14 protein-coding genes are annotated in these 16450 nt (G+C 59.9%); 10 read left to right on the top strand and 4 right to left on the bottom strand.

Annotation, left to right across the window (positions count from 1 at the left end):
• Positions 1-22 precede the first annotated feature (22 nt).
• From uvrC to ACY4LX_RS16465, 3 genes are all read right to left on the bottom strand, one after another.
• Positions 23-1846 carry an excinuclease ABC subunit UvrC gene (uvrC, locus tag ACY4LX_RS16475; RefSeq protein WP_149661217.1) on the bottom strand — a complete coding sequence of 608 codons (1824 nt, stop codon included), beginning with the start codon at positions 1844-1846 and terminating at the stop codon, positions 23-25.
• A gap of 2 nt (positions 1847-1848) precedes the next feature.
• Positions 1849-2490 (bottom strand): response regulator transcription factor GacA, encoded by a 642-nt coding sequence (gene gacA, locus ACY4LX_RS16470; protein WP_082356623.1) that lies wholly within the window; start codon positions 2488-2490, stop codon positions 1849-1851.
• 126 nt (positions 2491-2616) lie between these two features.
• Positions 2617-3060 (bottom strand): GNAT family N-acetyltransferase, encoded by a 444-nt coding sequence (locus ACY4LX_RS16465; RefSeq protein WP_463257063.1) that lies wholly within the window; start codon positions 3058-3060, stop codon positions 2617-2619.
• A gap of 161 nt (positions 3061-3221) precedes the next feature.
• On the opposite strand from ACY4LX_RS16465, the gene ACY4LX_RS16460 reads away from it, so the two are divergent.
• Both ACY4LX_RS16460 and ACY4LX_RS16455 read left to right on the top strand, forming a co-directional pair.
• On the top strand, positions 3222-3350 hold the full coding sequence (locus tag ACY4LX_RS16460; protein WP_256672385.1) for a hypothetical protein: 129 nt from the start codon (positions 3222-3224) through the stop codon (positions 3348-3350).
• A 351-nt stretch (positions 3351-3701) separates the two neighbouring features.
• Positions 3702-4790, top strand: coding sequence for a 3-deoxy-7-phosphoheptulonate synthase (locus tag ACY4LX_RS16455; RefSeq protein ID WP_463257062.1), 1089 nt, complete (start codon positions 3702-3704; stop codon positions 4788-4790).
• 51 nt (positions 4791-4841) lie between these two features.
• Here the strand turns inward: ACY4LX_RS16455 and ACY4LX_RS16450 are convergent, their stop codons facing one another.
• Positions 4842-5885 carry a hypothetical protein gene (locus ACY4LX_RS16450; RefSeq protein WP_463257061.1) on the bottom strand — a complete coding sequence of 348 codons (1044 nt, stop codon included), beginning with the start codon at positions 5883-5885 and terminating at the stop codon, positions 4842-4844.
• 340 nt (positions 5886-6225) lie between these two features.
• Here ACY4LX_RS16450 and ACY4LX_RS16445 point away from each other — a divergent pair, with 340 nt between their 5' ends.
• The 8 genes from ACY4LX_RS16445 (at position 6226) to ACY4LX_RS16410 (ending at position 16449) form a co-directional block, all read left to right on the top strand.
• Positions 6226-7107 carry an esterase/lipase family protein gene (locus tag ACY4LX_RS16445; protein ID WP_463257060.1) on the top strand — a complete coding sequence of 294 codons (882 nt, stop codon included), beginning with the start codon at positions 6226-6228 and terminating at the stop codon, positions 7105-7107.
• A gap of 120 nt (positions 7108-7227) precedes the next feature.
• Positions 7228-7509, top strand: coding sequence for a peptidylprolyl isomerase (locus tag ACY4LX_RS16440; RefSeq protein WP_008150918.1), 282 nt, complete (start codon positions 7228-7230; stop codon positions 7507-7509).
• A 136-nt stretch (positions 7510-7645) separates the two neighbouring features.
• The gene (locus tag ACY4LX_RS16435) at positions 7646-9514 is read left to right on the top strand and encodes an extracellular solute-binding protein (protein ID WP_463257059.1); all 1869 of its coding nucleotides are present in this window, start codon (positions 7646-7648) and stop codon (positions 9512-9514) included.
• Complete coding sequence (locus ACY4LX_RS16430; RefSeq protein WP_149661223.1) at positions 9514-10575, top strand: microcin C ABC transporter permease YejB; 1062 nt, start codon at positions 9514-9516, stop codon at positions 10573-10575. Before ACY4LX_RS16435 ends, ACY4LX_RS16430 begins: the two co-directional genes overlap by 1 nt.
• On the top strand, positions 10575-11597 hold the full coding sequence (locus ACY4LX_RS16425; protein WP_149661224.1) for an ABC transporter permease: 1023 nt from the start codon (positions 10575-10577) through the stop codon (positions 11595-11597). Before ACY4LX_RS16430 ends, ACY4LX_RS16425 begins: the two co-directional genes overlap by 1 nt.
• Before the next feature lie 14 nt (positions 11598-11611).
• A complete protein-coding gene (locus ACY4LX_RS16420) occupies positions 11612-13186 on the top strand; it encodes an ABC transporter ATP-binding protein (protein WP_149661256.1) in 1575 nt (524 codons plus the stop codon).
• 153 nt (positions 13187-13339) lie between these two features.
• Positions 13340-14755: a sigma-54 interaction domain-containing protein gene (locus ACY4LX_RS16415; protein WP_149661225.1), complete on the top strand. Its 1416-nt coding sequence runs from the start codon at positions 13340-13342 to the stop codon at positions 14753-14755.
• A gap of 302 nt (positions 14756-15057) precedes the next feature.
• Positions 15058-16449, top strand: a complete 1392-nt coding sequence (locus ACY4LX_RS16410) for a GntP family permease (protein WP_463257058.1) — start codon at positions 15058-15060, stop codon at positions 16447-16449.
• Position 16450: the final 1 nt, after the last annotated feature.

Here is a 16450-nt window from a genome sequence, read left to right as displayed (position 1 = left end):
GGCTACGAGGTGAGTTGGCATTCTACTCGCTGTGCAGATTTGCATAAATCGACTCTGCGAGCTTTTTACTGATCCCGGGTGCTTTGGCGATCTCTTCGATGCTGGCACGAGACAGCTCCTGCAATCCACCAAAATGTTTCAACAAATCGCGCCGACGTGTCGGCCCGACACCTGCAACGCCTTCAAGCGTGGAGGTGCGGCGGGTTTTGCCCCGCCGTGCCCGGTGCCCGGTGATGGCAAAACGGTGGGCTTCGTCGCGAATCTGCTGGATCAAATGCAGCGCGGGGGAATCACCGCGCAATGTGAATTCGTGTGCAGCGTCATTCAGGTACAAGGTTTCAAAACCGGCCTTGCGCGTCGCGCCCTTGGCCACGCCCAACAGAATCAGGTCGGGCACTGCCAGTTCATTGAGCACGTCGCGGGCCATGGACAGCTGACCTTTGCCGCCGTCTACCAGCAGGATGTCCGGAAGCTTGCCCTCGCCGTCCTTCAGCTTGCTGAAGCGCCGGGTCAGGGCCTGGTGCATCGCAGCATAGTCATCGCCCGGCGTCACGCCTTCGATGTTGTAACGACGGTAGTCGGACTTGATCGGGCCTTCCGGACCGAACACCACGCAGGATGCCACGGTGGCTTCACCGCTGGAGTGACTGATGTCATAGCACTCCAGGCGCTGCGGTGGTTCATCCAGGTTCAGGACCTCGGCCAGCGCGTCGAAACGGGCCGCGACGTGCTGACGATTGGCCAGTCGCGCACTCAACGCCTGCTCGGCATTGGTGACGGCCAACTGTTGCCAGCGCGCACGCGTACCGCGAACCCGGTGACTGATGGACAATTCGCGACCGCGCAGCTCGTCGATGGCCGAGATCAGGACCGGGAAATCATCGTGAACCACGTTGACGATCAACTCGCTCGGCAAATCCCGTTCGGGACTGCTGATGTAGTACTGGCCCAGAAACGCCGCCATGACTTCGGAAACGTCCTCTTCAATCCCCACTTGCGGGAAGAAGTTCTTGCTGCCCAGCACCCGACCGCCACGCACGCTGATCAAATGAACACAGGCACCGCCCGGATTGATGAACGCGGCGATCACATCGATGTCGCCCGTCCCGCCTTCCATGCTTTGCTGGTCCTGGACCCGACGCAGCAATGAAATTTGATCGCGCAATTCGGCTGCGCGCTCAAATTCGAGGTTGATTGCCGCCTCCTCCATTCCAGCAGACAGCTCGTCCGTCAGTGCATTGCTGCGCCCTTCAAGGAACATCACCGAGTGACGAACGTCCTCGGCATACACTTGCGGCTCCACGAGCCCGACACACGGCGCCTTGCAGCGTTTGATCTGGTATTGCAGGCAAGGTCGCGTGCGGTTCTTGTAGTAGCTGTCTTCGCACTGACGAACGAAGAAGGTCTTTTGCAGCAGGCTCAGGCTTTCACGGATGGCGCCGGCACTGGGATAGGGACCGAAATACTTGCCCTTGGCCTTTTTCGCGCCACGGTGGATGCTCAGCCGAGGGAACTGGCCATCGGAGAGGAAGACATACGGGTAGGATTTGTCGTCGCGCAGCAGGATGTTGTAGGGCGGACGCCATTCCTTGATCAGCGTCTGCTCAAGCAACAGGGCTTCGGTTTCGTTGGACGTGATCGTGGTTTCGACCTGAGCGATACGACCCACCAGCGCAGCCGTCTTGGGTGCCAGGCCGGTTTTGCGGAAATAGCTCGCCAGGCGTTTCTTGAGATTCTTGGCCTTGCCGACGTAAAGCAGGCGCGCGTCGCTGTCGAACATGCGATAGACGCCAGGGCGCCCACTCACCGTCGACAGAAATGCACTCGGATCGAAGACTTCATTCATTTTCAGAGATTGGCATCGACCATGCCGTGACGAACCGCCAACAGCGTCAGTTCAACGTCGCTGCTGATCGAAAGCTTTTCGAAAATGCGGTAACGGTAGGTATTCACGGTTTTCGGCGACAGGCAGAGTTTGTCGGAAATGATCTGGACCTTCTGGCAGCCGACAATCATCAAGGCGATCTGGATCTCCCGCTCCGACAACGCGTCGAAAGGCGAATCGTTGGTCGGCTGGAACGACTTGATTGCCAATTGCTGGGCGATCTGCGGGCTGATGTAGCGTTGCCCGGCAAATACCAGGCGAATGGCCTGGACCATTTCCGGCAAGCCTGCGCCCTTGGTCAGATAACCCGCCGCCCCGGCCTGCAACAGCCGTGTAGGAAACGGATCCTCCTCGCACACAGTGACCGCGACGACTTTGATGTCCGGATGACTGCGCAGCAGTTTTCGCGTGGCCTCAAGACCGCCGATCCCGGGCATCTTGACGTCCATCAGTACCACATCAGGTTTCAACTCACGCGCCTTGAGCAGGGATTCCTCCCCTGACTCGGCCTGGCCGACTACTTGCAGGCCATCGATGTCAGCCAGCATTCGTGTAATGCCTGTACGAACGAGATCATGGTCATCGACTACTAGCACCCTAATCAAGCAGACACCTCGCGATATGGTCGTATTGGGTTGCCGACACCTTAGCAAAAAGCGACTGGCAGACCTAGCGGCAAGCATCATATAAAAAGTTTCAATTCATCTTTTGAGGCTTGCCCTCTGTGTGTTTCAGCGACGAGGGGCATCGACTTCACGCTGCATTCTCAGGAAACACTCATCCTCGCCGACCACCTCCAGCCCCATTCGCCGATACAGCGCCTGCGCCGGATTATTTTTAAAGACCGTCAGGCGCAAGGCCGGCCGTCGTTCCGTCTGGACCATTGCCAATACCTGATCGATCGCCCAGGAACCGGCTCCCAGCCCCCGGAAGGCGTCGGATATGTGCAGTTCGCGGATGTACAAGGCCCTGGCATCACGGCTGAGGCTGACATAACCCAGCGAAACGTCGCCCCGCATAATCAACCAGTTTTCTCTTCCCGCCCACGCCACATCAAAGGCCTCATCCAGCCAGGGCAGTTCGTACTGGATGTAGTAAGGCAACATGTTTTGACAGGTCAGGGCCCGAGCGAAATCCAGATCCCGGGATGTCGCCGGACGTAATTGGTAAATCATTCAAGCCCCGCGATGATGACTGCATGTAGCGAAGCATCGAGTGTGTCACAACCCTCCCGGCACTCAAGCGATAGAAAACGCCGCCGGTGCCCGATAGCATTTTCTGATTGAATCCGCCTACCGCCCTCTAGTAAGCTCGGCGCATTCATCGGAGACAGACCATGTTCAACACCCCTTCTCAGCTTCTTACCGTCAGCGCCCTGCGCTCGGTGGCGGCTGCCCGGGTGAATGACGTTTGTGCTCCGGTCAGCTTTTATTTTGGGTATTGGTTTAGCCACTGGCGCGCCTGATACCCACACGGCGCCCACTTTAAACGGGTCGCCACCAGAGAATTCTCAACCCCCGGTCGGCTCCCCGACCGGGGGTTTTGTTTTTTCAGCGTCCTGCCATCAGCTACCTACATTTTTAGCGACACCCCAGACAACTTGAGGATTCACGACATGAACTACGCCACTTATTACCGTCACGACAGTTTTACCGCCTGGCGATTTACCAGCCTCCGCTCGGGACAGCCTGCCGCCTCCGATCGGTCACCCACAGGTGGCAAGCACACACACGCAGCCAATCCGGCCAATTGTCGAACACCCCAGTAGGGCCGAGTACGCGGGAACGAACCCGCTGCCAGCCCAGGAAGCCTGAATATGAACTCGTCCGTCTCTGCCTTGCCACTGTCCACCTTGAGCCCGGCCAATGAAGCGCTGAGCCTGCGCCTGCCCTGCTCGTTGCAACTCAAACAGCAACTGCCGCTCAACAATGCCCTGACCCAGCAAGTCGCCGCCCACCGCCACGCGGTCCAATCGATCCTCAACGGTGAAGACTCCCGCCTGTTGGTTATCGTCGGTCCCTGCTCCCTCCATGATCCGAAGTCAGCACTCGAATACGCCGGCAACCTTGCTCGCCTGGCCGCTGAAGTCAGCGATGAAATGCTCCTGGTGATGCGTGCCTACGTCGAAAAACCCCGCACCACCATCGGCTGGAAAGGCCTGGCCTACGACCCGCAACTGGATGGCAGCGATGACATGGCCGGTGGCCTGACCCTGTCCCGGGAGCTGATGCGTGAAATGCTCCGCCTCGGCTTGCCGATTGCTACCGAACTGCTGCAACCGATGGCAGCCGGATACTTCGACGACTTGCTCAGTTGGGTCGCCATCGGTGCGCGCACCACCGAATCGCAGATCCACCGGGAAATGGCCAGTGGCCTGAGCATGCCAGTAGGCTTCAAGAACGGCACCGATGGCGGCGTCACGGTCGCCAGTGACGCCATGCGCTCGGCAGCTCATCCCCACCGACATTTCGGTGTCGATAGCCAAGGGCATCCCGCAATCATTCAAACCCCCGGCAATCCGGATACCCACCTGGTATTGCGCGGAGGACATCACGGGCCCAACTACGACCGCGATAGCGTTTCCCGGATCAACCATGACTTGAGCAGGCTGAAGATCCCCGCGCGAATCATGGTCGATTGCAGCCACGCCAACAGCGGTAAAGACCCATTGCGTCAGCCCGCCATATTCAAGGATGTGCTCGAGCAGCGCCTGCAAGGTGATCGCTCGCTAATCGGCATGATGATTGAAAGTCATCTCTTCGAAGGCTGCCAAGCGCTGGGTTCGTCCTTGCAATACGGGGTATCGATAACAGACGGCTGCCTCGGCTGGACTGGCACGGAACACCTGCTGCGCCAGGCTGCCGACCGTCTGCGGACACAGCACCACGCACGTCAACCGGCATGACTCATGGCTTCCTTCCAGTCTTCAAGCGAAGACTGGAAAGTCGCGAACGACTTACTCCTGCACCTGAACCAGTACCACTTCTGATTGCTGGCTCACATCATCGAGCCGTTCGACCGAATAACCGACCCGAACCGTCGAGCCTTGATGCTCTCTCCAGAACCGGTAAGGAACAATGAACACCAGTGGTTCACCGGCCATCTCCTGGGAGATTTCACGCTCGTCCCGATGACTGAATTCAGTGCCGTCACACTTCAGGTACACCAGTTCGCCTTCCTCGGTTCGTGCACCATCAATCACGACAGTGACGCCATCGATCGAGTCCTGCAGATCCAGCCAGCCTTCATCGGCCTCCAGGACGATGGGGGCCAACAGCGGCGCTCGTTCCAGAGGCCCGATGGACAACGGCATCGGGTCCGAATAAAGCGGCGCCTGCCCATGCTGTTCAATGCAGTAACGCAGGATCACCGACGATCCGAGGCCTGAGACGATGAACTCCGGATTTACCCAGAACGATACTTCGTGCCCCACCGCGAAGGATTCGATACTCAACCTGTCGTTGAAGCTCGTTTCCGCTGTAGCACCTTCCCAGAACAGCACAACCCGATCGCCGGCCGCCATCCGGGCGTAAGGTCGAATCGTGATGCGTGCGCCCTCACCCACCCGGGCCGGATCAAGCTTGCCGCCCACGGCATCATTCACGAACAACGGCAACACTCCGGAAGATGTATCACCAACATTCAATTGCAAACGTCGGGACTGCACGGGCTCGGGCAAACAACGGCTGGTGAGCGTGTAGTAGATCTCCAGGTAACCGCCATCCAGCGCAACGATATGAGGACTGGCGACGACAAACACAACGTCCTTGCCAACCTGCCTCTGGCTGACAAAGTGCGTGACCTCGTGCCGATAGACCAACCCCTCGGCGTCAATCCCGGACCAGTGCAACACCAGCCTGTCTCCGCTCGCCATGCCTGAATAAGGCAAGACATTGACGACCGCTTTTTTGCTCGAAGGGTCAAGAACGGCATTGTCGGCCTGCACCAACTGCGGGGCGGACAACGCCAGCTTCGCTGCTTCTACTTCAATTAGGCTCATTCATTTACTCCAGTCCTTGGACATATGAACCGACCCGCAGGCCGGCGTCGAACGAAGCCTATTGAAACCCATCGCTGCGTTCGGCGATGTCAGGCGATCACGTCAGAGGACCGGGGCAAATGCTGATTACCTAGTAGGCCGTTGATGAGAATTTCTCTTGGCTGCTTAAAAAGATGTCGAAATGTTCCGACGTAGGCTTCGTCCTGTTCCGAATTTTCATACTTTTCCTATACCGCTTTCCTTCGAGCACAGCGGATTTTTCATACATCGCCCGGCTACGGGAGTGTTTTAGAGTGGAGCCCCTGCCACATCTACGAACTTCCGCGAAAAAGGTACGAACATGCAACGGAATGCAACAACTCAGCATCCAATCCTGCTGGTACATGGGCTCTTCGGTTTCGATCGCATCGGTCAGTTCGAACTGTTCCATGACGTCAAGCAGGCACTGAGAAGCTATGGCGCCAGAGTCTTCGTTCCCCACCTGTCAGCTACCCATAGCAACGAAGTGCGCGGCGACCAGCTTTTGGCACAGATCGAACGGGTACTGGAAGGGACCGGCGCAAGCCAGGTCAACCTGATCGGTCACAGCCAGGGCGCACTGGCCGCACGTTACGCCGCCGCCGTCGCTCCGGAGCGGGTAGCCTCGGTGACGTCCGTCAGCGGCCCGAATCACGGCTCGGAACTGGCTGACTTTCTGCGCAAGGCCCTTACGCCAGGACGCTTGCCGGAGCATGTGGCGAGAAAAGTCGCCACCGCGTTTGCAGACTTCCTGTCGTTGCTGAGCGGTAACCAGCAGTTGCCTCAAAACGCAATCGCCGCGCTTAACGCACTGACCACCGAAGGCGTGGGTGCCTTCAACGACAAGTACCCACAGGGGCTGCCGAAAACCTGGGGCGGCAAGGGTCGAGAGTTGGTCAACGGCGTGCGGTATTACTCCTGGAGCGGCACCCTGCAAGGCAGCATCCTTGATGAAGGGCTCAGTGGTTTCGATCCGGCACACGCTTTTTGCCGGGCGTTTTCCGAGTACTTCATCACCGAGGCCGGACAAAACGACGGACTGGTCGGACGCTACAGCTCTCACTTGGGCAAAGTGATCCGCTCCGACTATCCAATGGATCACATGGACAGCCTGGGTCAGACAGCCGGACGAGGTCGCAAAGGTGTCAACCCGATCGAGCTGTACGTGCAACACGCCGAGCGCTTGAGAAATGCCGGCCTGTAAACCCTTCCTTATATTAATGCCCCAATGCCCGACCGGCTTCAGATGGAACTTTGAGAAGAAATAGGCCACTGAATCCGGTAGGCTCAGCACTTTACTGAACATTGAAAGGAGAATTTTCCCATGGCTAAAGCCACTGCCCGTCACATCCTTGTTGCCAGCGAAGCAAAGTGCAACGAACTCAAGGCCCAGATTGAAGGCGGCGCTGATTTCGCCGAAGTTGCCAAGGCTAACTCCACTTGCCCGTCCAGCCGCCAGGGCGGCGACCTGGGTTCGTTCGGTCCAGGCCAGATGGTCAAGGAATTCGACACCGTGGTCTTCAGCGCACCGATCAACGTGGTGCAAGGCCCGGTCAAAACCCAGTTCGGTTATCACCTGCTGGAAGTGACCAGCCGCCAGGATTGATCTGACGCCTGTGTTTTCTGCGCAACGGCCCGCCTTTTGGTGGGCCGTTGTGTTTTGGTTACGTGTTTCGACTGGCGAGTGACGCGCTGCTAGCGTACAAATTGTGGTTATCGATCACCCGGCTCTAAGGCTGACAATGCGACTGGCTTTCCCCACTTTGATATTCACTGCCGTGGCCCTGCTGCTGAGTGCCGCTGGTGTGAATGCAGCACCGCAACACGCGTTGACCGTGTATGGCGAACCGGCGAAATATCCCCCGGGCTTCAGTCATTTCGCCTACACCAACCCGCAAGCACCCAAGGGCGGCACGATGCGCCGTTCGGCCATTGAGATCGGTCACTTCGACCATGTGCTGCCCTACATCGACAAGGGCATCGGCGTGAACCAGATCGATGGCCTGCTCTACTCACCCCTGGCCCAGCGTTCGCAGGATGAGCCCTATACGGTGTACGGTCTGGTGGCGCAGAAGATGGAGCGTTCCGAGGACGGTCTGTCCCTGCGTTTCTACCTGAACCCCAAGGCACGCTTCGCCGATGGCCAGCCCATCACTGCCGAAGATGTGCGCTACACCTTCGATCTGCTGATGACCCAGGGCAGCCTGCGCTACCGCACCCAGTTCGCCGACGTCAAAGGCGTTGAAGTCGAGTCGCCGCTGACCGTCCGGTTCGACTTCAAAAGCAACGAAAACCGCACCCTGCCCCTGGACATCGCGACTCTGCCGGTATTCCCCGAGCATTGGTGGAAGACCCGCGATTTCGCCAGCGGCGGCGGTTACGAACCCCCGCTGGGCAGTGGCCCGTATCGGGTCAGCAAGGTCGACTCCGGGCGCAGCATTACCTTCGAGCGCAACGCCGACTGGTGGGGCAAGGACCTGCCGGTCAGCCGCGGCCTCTATAACTTCGACCATTTCAGCATCGAGTACTTCGGCGACACCGACGTCGCCCGCCAGGTGCTGCGCGGCGGCGCCTACGACTACAACCGCGAGTTCTCCGCCACCGGTTACTCCATCGGCTACGAAGGTCCGGCCCTGAGCGACGGTCGCCTGCGCAAGGCCCACCTGGCCACCGACGCACCGCAAACAGCCCAGGGATTCGTCTTCAACCTGCAAAACCCGATATTCCAGGACCGCCGTGTGCGCCAGGCCCTGGCCATGCTCTGGGATTTCGAATGGAGCAACCGGCAGATGATGCGCGGCCTTTACATCCGCCAGCAGAGCTTCTTTTCCAACACCGACCTGGCGGCGCGCAAGCTCCCGGATGCCGCTGAGCTGGCGATTCTCGAGCCCTTGCGCGGGCAGATTCCCGATGAAGTGTTCACCCAGGTCTTCGAAGCGCCCAAGACCGATGGCAGCGGCGTGATCCGCGACAAGCAATTGCAGGCCCTGGAGCTGCTCGAACAGGCCGGCTGGAAACCCGATGGCGATCAGTTGGTGAATGCCCAGGGCGAGCCGCTGAGCTTTACCTTCCTCACCAGCCAGAACGGTATCGACCGGTTGCTGCTGCCTTACAAGCGCACGCTGAAACAGATCGGTATCGACCTCAACATCCGTCGCATCGACTCGTCCCAATACGTCAACCGCCTGATGTCCAGGGACTACGACATGATCATCACCGGCTACCCGGTGACCACCTCCCCCGGCGGCGAACTGGTCAACTACTTCGGCTCGGCCTCCGCCAACGATCCCGGCGCCAACAATTACATGGTGCTGAAGAACCCGGCGGTGGATACGTTGATCAGCGGCCTGATCCGCGCCAACACCCAGGCCGACATGTTGCACTATGCCCACGCCCTGGATCGGGTGCTGCAATGGAATTACTACTGGATTCCCAACTATTACCCGCCCGGCAGTTCGACGGTGTGGTGGAATCGCTTCGGCATTCCCAGCGTGCAAGCGAGCAATGACGAAGCCATCGAGAGCTGGTGGGAAGTGAGTTCCACCCCGCTGACCAACGAACAGATGACCGCCGAACTGATCAAGCGCGGCAAATCCGGAGGGCCGCGCTGATGTGGGCGTACATAGTGCGGCGTTTGCTGCTGATCATCCCGACGCTGGTGATCATTCTTCTGGTCAACTTCGTGATCGTCCAGGCCGCGCCCGGTGGTCCGGTGGAACAGGCCATCGCGCACCTGCAAGGCATCGGCGGCGCCCAGGTCGGCGGCGGTTCCAGCGAGACGATGCACAACAGCTCCCGAGCCAGCCGTGGCCTCGACCCGCAACTGATCAAAGAGATCGAAAAACAATACGGTTTCGACAAGCCGGCCCCGGAACGCCTGTGGCTGATGCTCAAAAGCTACGCGCGACTGGATTTTGGCAAGAGTTTCTTCCGCGGCGCCACGGTGACCGACCTGATCCTCGAAAAAATGCCAGTGACCATTTCCCTCGGGCTCTGGGCGACGCTGATCACTTACCTGGTGTCGATCCCCTTGGGCATCCGCAAAGCGGTGCATCACGGCAGCCACTTCGATATCTGGAGCAGCACCGCCATCATCATCGGCTACGCCATGCCGGCGTTCCTGTTCGCCATGTTCCTGATCGTGGTGTTTGCCGGCGGCACGTCGCTGAACTGGTTCCCGGTGCGCGGCCTGGTCTCGGACAACTTCGAGTCGCTGTCCACCGTGGGCAAGATCGCCGATTACTTCTGGCACCTGGTGTTGCCGGTTACCGCGCTGGTGATCGGCGGCTTCGCCACGCTGACGATCCTGACCAAGAACTCCTTCCTCAATGAAATCACGCGCCAATACGTGGTGACTGCCCGCGCCAAAGGCTTGAGCGAGCGTCGGGTGCTGTACGGCCACGTGTTTCGCAACGCCATGCTGCTGGTGGTATCGGGGATCCCCCAGGCTTTCATCAGCGTGTTTTTCGCCGGTTCGTTGCTGATCGAGGTGATTTTCTCCCTCGATGGCCTGGGCCGCATGAGCTACGAAGCTGCCGTATCACGGGACTATCCGGTGGTCTTCGGTTCGCTGTTCATCTTCACCCTGTTCGGCCTCTTGATAAAACTGGTCGGCGACCTGTGCTACACCCTGGTCGACCCGCGTATCGACTTCGCCGCGAGGAACGCCTGATGTTCAAGCTCTCGCCCTTGGGCCGTCGTCGTTTCGAACGCTTCAAGAAAAATCGCCGGGGCTGGTGGTCGCTGTGGCTGTTTATCGGCTTGTTTTTGCTGACCCTCGGTGGCGAACTGATCGCCAACGACAAGCCGCTGATCGTCAGTTACCAGGGCTCGCTGTATTTCCCGGCGTTCAAGCGCCACACCGAGCAGGAATTCGGCGGGCAACTGCCGTTCCAGGCTGACTACCGCAGCGACTATGTGCAGAAGCTGATCAAACAGGATGGCGGCTGGCTGCTGTTCCCGCCGATCCCGTTCAGCGATGACACGCCCAATTACGACCTGAACAAACCGGCGCCGAGCCCACCGTCGAAGGTCAACTGGCTGGGCACTGACGACCAGGCGCGGGATGTGCTGGCCCGGGTGATTTTCGGCGCCCGGGTGTCGATTCTGTTTGCCCTGATGCTGACCTTTGTCAGTGCGCTGATCGGCATTGCCGCCGGTGCGCTGCAAGGCTATTACGGCGGCTGGGTCGATTTGTTGGGGCAACGTTTGCTGGAAGTCTGGTCGGGGCTGCCGGTGCTGTACCTGCTGATCATCCTGTCGGGGTTCGTCGAGCCCAATTTCTGGTGGCTGCTGGGGATCATGGCGCTGTTTTCCTGGCTGGCCCTGGTGGACGTGGTGCGCGCCGAATTCCTGCGCGGGCGCAACCTGGAATACGTCAAGGCTGCCCGGGCGCTGGGCCTGACCGACCGCAAAGTGATCGTGCGGCACATCCTGCCCAATGCGATGAACGCGACCTTGAGTTACTTGCCGTTCATTCTGACCGGCGCGATCTCGACCCTCACGGCCCTGGACTTCCTCGGCTTCGGCATGCCGGCCGGCAGCGCCTCACTGGGCGAGCTGATCGGCCAGGGCAAGCAGAATCTGCAAGCACCGTGGCTGGGGTTGACAGCGTTTTTCACCCTGGCGCTGATTCTTTCTTTGCTGGTGTTCATTGGCGAGGCGTTGCGTGATGCCTTTGACCCCAGATCATGAAGCGGACCGATGACATGAGCGACAACCTGATCGAAATCCGTGACCTGAGCGTGACCTTCAGTGGCCAGACCGTGGTGCGCAACCTGTGCCTGGATATCCGCCCCGGCGAATGCCTGGCACTGGTGGGCGAGTCGGGTTCGGGCAAATCGGTGACGGCCCATTCGATCCTGCAATTGCTGCCGGAAATCGGCACTGAAACGACCGGCAGTATTCGCTATCGCGGCCAGGAACTGGTCGGCGCCGATACCAAGGCCTTGCGCAAGCTGCGCGGTGACAGGATCGCGATGATTTTCCAGGAGCCGATGACCTCGCTGAACCCGCTGCACAGCATCGAAAAGCAGATCGGCGAAACCCTGCTGGTGCACAAAGGCCTGGCCGGCAAAGCGGCGCAGGCGCGGATTCTCGAATTGCTGGAACTGGTCGGCATCAAGCACCCCAAGGAACGCCTCAAAGCGTATCCACATCAACTGTCCGGAGGCCAGCGGCAACGGGTGATGATCGCGATGGCCCTGGCCTGCGAACCCGAGTTGCTGATCGCCGACGAGCCGACCACCGCCCTGGATGTGACGGTGCAACGCAAAATCCTGCTGCTGCTCAAATCCCTGCAACAACGGCTCGGCATGTCGCTGTTGCTGATCAGCCATGACCTGAATCTGGTGCGCAGCATCGCCCAGCGCGTGTGCGTGATGAAGGCCGGGGAAATCGTCGAGCAAGCCCCTTGCGAGACGTTGTTTAACGAACCGAAGCACCCTTACAGCTGCGTGTTGCTGAACGCCGAACCGGAAGGCGAAGCCCTGCCCCGGGACGAGCGCGAGAACGTGCTGGAGGTCGACAACCTGCGGGTCAAATTCGCTCTCGGCGGCGGTCTGTTCCAGCGCAAGACCTGGTTGCACGCAGTGGATGGCATCAGCCTCAACATCCAGCGTGGCAAGACCCTGGGCATTGTGGGCGAATCCGGCTCGGGCAAGTCCACCCTCGGCCAGGCGATCCTGCGTTTGCTCGACTCCGAAGGCAGCATTCGCTTTCAGGGCGAGGCACTGGACGGCTTGACGCAAAAGCAGCTGCGACCGTGGCGCAAGAAAATGCAGGTGGTGTTCCAGGACCCGTTTGGCAGTTTGAGCCCGCGGATGTCGGTGGCGCAGATCATCAGCGAAGGCCTGGAAGTGCATAGCCAGTTGACCGCCGAGCAATGCAAGGCCGAAGTGATTCGCGCCCTGGAAGAAGTTGGCCTCGACCCGCAAAGCCGTGATCGTTATCCCCACGAGTTTTCCGGTGGCCAGCGGCAACGCATTGCCATCGCCCGGGCGCTGGTGCTCAAGCCAGCGCTGATCCTGCTGGACGAACCGACCTCGGCCCTGGACCGCACCGTGCAAAAGCAGGTGGTCGCCCTGCTGCGCGACCTGCAGAAAAAGCATGGCCTGACCTATCTGTTTATCAGCCATGACCTGGCGGTGGTGCGCGCTTTGGCCCATGACATGATCGTGATCAAGGACGGCAAGGTTGTGGAAAGCGGTGCCAGCCATGACGTGTTCGATTCACCGCAGCATCCGTATACCAAAGAGCTGTTGGCGGCGGCGCATCCGGGCTGAATCTCGAAACTGCGGCGCGGCCTTCGCGGGCAAGCCTCGCTCCTACAAGTGCTCGGTGTACGCATCATTCGCGAATGCCACACCCCCCTGTAGGAGCGAGGCTTGCCCGCGAAGAGGCCCTGACAAACAACACACATTCCGGACATGACAAACATGAACACCACCGAAAGCCTCAAGGACTACCAGCGCGTGCGCCTGCTGGCGATCCGCTCGCTGTTCGAGATCATCGAGCAATCGAGCGAAGGCACGGTGATTGTCGATCGCGACGCCAATATCGTCTGGATGAACGAACGCTACGCCCGGCGCTTCGGCCTGGAATCGGCAGAGGTCGCGATCGGCAAAGCCTGTGAAAGCGTGATCCCCGGCAGTTTGCTGCGTGACGTGGTGCGCACCGGCCGCCCGATCCTGCTGGACATGCAGGACACACCCAAGGAACCGCTGGTGGTGATGCGCCTGCCAATTCACGACGATGCCGGCGCGGTGATCGGCGCCATCGGCTTTGCGCTGTTCGACGAATTGCGCAGCCTGTCGCCGATGCTCAAGCGCTACCTGAGCATGCAGGAAGAACTGGCTTCCACCCGCTCGCTGCTGCGGGCGCGGCAAACCAAGTACAACTTCGCCCATTTCATCGGCACCAGCGCCGCCAGCCTGGAAGTCAAACGCCGTGCCCGGCGCAGTGCCAGCGCCGAGTCGCCGGTGTTGCTGCTCGGCGAAACCGGCACCGGCAAGGAGTTGCTGGCCCAAGCCATCCACGGGGCATCGCCCCGGGCGCACAAGGCGTTTGTCAGCATCAACAGCGCGGCGATTCCCGAGGCATTGTTGGAAGCCGAGTTCTTCGGCACCGCCCCCGGCGCGTTTACCGGCGCGGACCGCAAGGGCCGGGTCGGCAAGTTACAGATCGCCCAGGGCGGCACCCTGTTCCTCGATGAGATCGGCGACATGCCCTTGCCTCTGCAAAGCAAATTGCTGCGGGTGTTGCAGGAAAAAGAGTTCGAGCCGGTGGGCTCCAACGAAGTGATCCAGAGCGATGTGCGGGTGATTGCCGCGACCTCCACGGATCTGGAAGCAGCGATCAAGCGCGGCGAGTTTCGTGCCGATCTGTATTACCGCCTCAACGTGCTGCCCATCCAGGTCCCGCCGTTGCGTGACCGCCTCGACGACATCCCGGCCCTGAGCGAAGCGATTCTCGAAGAGCTGCGCAGTCAGCACGAGTTGAACCGCGAGGCACTGGACCTGCTGGGCCAACACGCCTGGCCGGGGAACATCCGCGAACTGCGCAATGTGTTGGAACGCGCGGCGTTGCTTAGCGATGACTTGATGTTGACTGCGACGGATATTCGGGCGGCGATTGGCACATTGACCCCGGTGACGCGGGTGGCGGCGCAGGCGATTGAATCCGTCGGCCATGAGACGTTCAGTGAGGCTCGGGAGCGGTTTGATCGGCAGTTGATTGAATCGGCGCTCGCGCACTGTGGCGGCAAGGTGATTGAAGCGGCGGCGCGGTTGGGGCTTGGGCGGTCGACGTTGTACAAGAAGATGGTGGCGTTGGGGATTGCAGAGTCTCAATAACGAGACATTGATCTCTGTTGGTAGAAAGTACGCCATCGCGGGCAAGCCTTGCTCCTACAGGGCTTCGTGGCGTTCGCGGATTATGCCTACACCTCGCACTTGTAGGAGCGAGGCTTGCCCGCGAAAGCGCCCGCCAGATCACCATACATCTCAAAACAGAGACAAAAGTCTGAAAACATCACCAGGTAAAACCAATATCCCCTTATATTTCAACACCTTAACCACCTGGCACGATTCCCGCTAAAGCCCTCCTCCACAAAAGATCCACCTTACAAAAATAACAATTCAGGAGAGACACACCCATGAGTGTGATCATTGCCTTGGCAGCCCTCGCGCTGTTGATGCTGGCTGCTTACCGTGGCTACAGCGTTATCCTCTTTGCCCCGATTGCCGCCCTCGGCGCCGTCCTGCTCACCGACCCTTCCGCCGTCGCCCCTGCGTTTACCGGGGTGTTCATGGAGAAAATGGTCGGCTTCATCAAACTGTATTTCCCGGTGTTCCTGCTCGGTGCAGTGTTCGGCAAGCTGATTGAGTTGTCGGGCTTTTCGCGCTCCATTGTGGCGGCCGCGATCAAACTGCTCGGCACCCGCCAGGCGATGCTGGTGATCGTGCTGGTCTGCGCGCTGCTGACCTACGGCGGCGTGTCGCTGTTTGTGGTGGTGTTCGCGGTGTATCCGTTTGCCGCCGAGATGTTCCGCCAGAGCAATATCCCAAAACGCCTGATCCCGGCGACCATCGCCCTCGGCGCGTTTTCCTTCACCATGGACGCCCTGCCCGGCACCCCGCAAATCCAGAACATCATCCCCAGCACCTTCTTCAACACCACCGCCTGGGCGGCGCCGTGGCTGGGTTTGATCGGGACGATTTTCGTATTCTGCACCGGCATGCTGTTCCTCCAGCGCCAACGCAACAAGGCTCAGCGCGCCGGTGAAGGTTACGGCACCGAGCTGCGCAACGAGCCGGAAACCGCCGAAGACATCAAGCTGCCGAACCCGTGGATCGCCCTGTCGCCACTGCTGGCGGTGGGCGTCATGAACCTGCTGTTCACCCAGTGGATCCCGCAGTGGTACGGCAAGACCCACAGCCTCGCGCTGCCGGGCATGGCCACGCCGGTGACCACCGAAATCGCCAAGCTCACCGCCATCTGGGCGGTTCAAGCGGCACTGCTGATCGGCATCCTCATGGTGCTGGCGTTCGGTTTCCGCGCGATCAAAAGCAAACTGGCCGAAGGCAGTAAAAGTGCAGTCAGCGGTGCACTGCTGGCGGCGATGAACACCGCGTCGGAATACGGGTTTGGTGCGGTGATCGCCTCGTTGCCGGGCTTCCTGGTGCTGGCCGACTGGCTGAAAAGCATTCCCAACCCGCTGGTCAACGAAGCGATTACTGTGACGCTGCTGGCCGGTATCACCGGTTCCGCCTCGGGCGGCATGAGCATCGCCCTCGCGGCGATGGCCAATGACTTCATCGCCGCCGCCCACGCCGCAAACATTCCGCTGGAAGTGCTGCACCGGGTGGCGGCGATGGCCAGCGGCGGCATGGACACCCTGCCGCACAACGGCGCAGTGATTACCCTGCTCGCGGTCACCGGCCTGACCCACCGCGAAGCCTACAAAGACATTTTCTGTATTACGCTGATCAAGACCCTGGCGGTTTTTGTGGTGATCGGCACTTTCTACGCCACTGGCATTGTGTGAG

Source organism: Pseudomonas sp. Emmai (genome assembly GCF_055179735.1).
This window is presented reverse-complemented; position numbering and strand designations above follow the sequence as displayed.

Coding starts and splice junctions, on each gene's coding strand:
- ACY4LX_RS16430 (WP_149661223.1), top strand. CDS start 9,514: ATGTGGGCGTACATAGTGCGGCGTTTGCTGCTGATCATCCCGACGCTG.
- ACY4LX_RS16450 (WP_463257061.1), bottom strand. CDS start 5,885: ATGAGCCTAATTGAAGTAGAAGCAGCGAAGCTGGCGTTGTCCGCCCCG.
- ACY4LX_RS16460 (WP_256672385.1), top strand. CDS start 3,222: ATGTTCAACACCCCTTCTCAGCTTCTTACCGTCAGCGCCCTGCGCTCG.
- ACY4LX_RS16440 (WP_008150918.1), top strand. CDS start 7,228: ATGGCTAAAGCCACTGCCCGTCACATCCTTGTTGCCAGCGAAGCAAAG.
- uvrC (WP_149661217.1), bottom strand. CDS start 1,846: ATGAATGAAGTCTTCGATCCGAGTGCATTTCTGTCGACGGTGAGTGGG.
- ACY4LX_RS16415 (WP_149661225.1), top strand. CDS start 13,340: ATGAACACCACCGAAAGCCTCAAGGACTACCAGCGCGTGCGCCTGCTG.
- ACY4LX_RS16420 (WP_149661256.1), top strand. CDS start 11,612: ATGAGCGACAACCTGATCGAAATCCGTGACCTGAGCGTGACCTTCAGT.
- ACY4LX_RS16465 (WP_463257063.1), bottom strand. CDS start 3,060: ATGATTTACCAATTACGTCCGGCGACATCCCGGGATCTGGATTTCGCT.
- ACY4LX_RS16410 (WP_463257058.1), top strand. CDS start 15,058: ATGAGTGTGATCATTGCCTTGGCAGCCCTCGCGCTGTTGATGCTGGCT.
- ACY4LX_RS16435 (WP_463257059.1), top strand. CDS start 7,646: ATGCGACTGGCTTTCCCCACTTTGATATTCACTGCCGTGGCCCTGCTG.
- ACY4LX_RS16455 (WP_463257062.1), top strand. CDS start 3,702: ATGAACTCGTCCGTCTCTGCCTTGCCACTGTCCACCTTGAGCCCGGCC.
- ACY4LX_RS16445 (WP_463257060.1), top strand. CDS start 6,226: ATGCAACGGAATGCAACAACTCAGCATCCAATCCTGCTGGTACATGGG.
- ACY4LX_RS16425 (WP_149661224.1), top strand. CDS start 10,575: ATGTTCAAGCTCTCGCCCTTGGGCCGTCGTCGTTTCGAACGCTTCAAG.